The sequence below is a fragment of the Kitasatospora sp. NPDC007106 genome (assembly GCF_040634455.1).
In the GTDB taxonomy this organism is placed as follows: Bacteria; Actinomycetota; Actinomycetes; order Streptomycetales; family Streptomycetaceae; genus Kitasatospora; species Kitasatospora arboriphila.
Genome location: NZ_JBEYFP010001469.1, coordinates 1 through 1,025 on the forward strand (window position 1 = coordinate 1; position 1,025 = coordinate 1,025).

Consider the following 1,025-nt stretch of genomic DNA (forward strand, 5'->3'; position numbering starts at 1 on the left):
GGGTTGCGCGGCGCCCCTCGGCCGTGTAACTGCCCCGCCCCGTTATCCCCGGTCCACCCTTGGGGGGGCGGGAATTGGCCGCCACTGGGCCCGCCGCCGCGAGCCGCGCCCGCGGCGCCGGACGGGGTCGGTCAGATCGGTTGGGCGGGTCGTCGGGCCAGGTGGGCCAGCCGTCCGGAGTGACGGCTGCTCCGAGACGTTCAACCCCGGGCTCGCCCACGTCGCGGCTGCGCTCGGCCTGGCGCAGGAACGTCTCGTTGGCGGCCGCGAACACGAGCTGCGGGGTGAGGAGCGTGATCGCGCCGGGAAGCGCCTGGAACGCCGCTGCGTAGTCGATCCCAGCCTCCGCCATACGTTGCCACCTCCACCCGGGGTCCGTGCTGTCGGTCAGGACAGGAGCGCCGCCCCCGGGCACCGGGCAGGACGACGCCGGGACGGCGGCGTGACACGCCGCCCGGCGGTGCCGGTACTGGGACGCTCCGTCCTGCTGCCTGCCGGCCGAGCTCCCGGCGAACCCGAACGTGCCGCCCAGAGGCGGAACTCCCGAACGAGACTTCCCTCCGGGCGGCAATCACCCGTCCTTGTGCCCGGCGCGGGCGCCGGCAACGACACCATGACGGCACCGCAGAGCCAGTGCGACGGCAAGCGGAGCTCCGTGGCCGACTCCAGCCGCGGCGCTGGCGTGCGGCCCCAGTGATGCGAGGTCGGCGATGTGACCGTTGCCCGCTGTGGCTAGATTCCTGGTATGCCTTCACACCTCAGTCGCGGTACTTCGAGCGCCTTCCGGCGCTTTGCCGGATGGCTCGCCCGTGGCTCGGTGGGCCACCCACTACTCGAAGGGGTCGACTACTGGGAAGAGCTCCGTGACTCGCCTTCACAAGTGGAGATCTGCTTCGCCATCTTCGCCAACGTCCTTGAACTGGACGAGCAGGGAGAGCCGGTCATCCAGTGCGGCAGCTGGCCGAACGGGAAGAACACGCCGGAGATGAACTGCAGCACCATGAAGACCGGGGTGACCACGGCCG

Annotated in this window: 1 pseudogene; it reads right to left on the reverse strand. The window is 71.3% G+C overall.

Annotation, left to right across the window (positions count from 1 at the left end):
• Positions 1 to 352 (reverse strand): annotated as a pseudogene (locus tag ABZ641_RS39355) (hypothetical protein); the annotation flags it as partial.
• Positions 353 to 1,025: the final 673 nt, after the last annotated feature.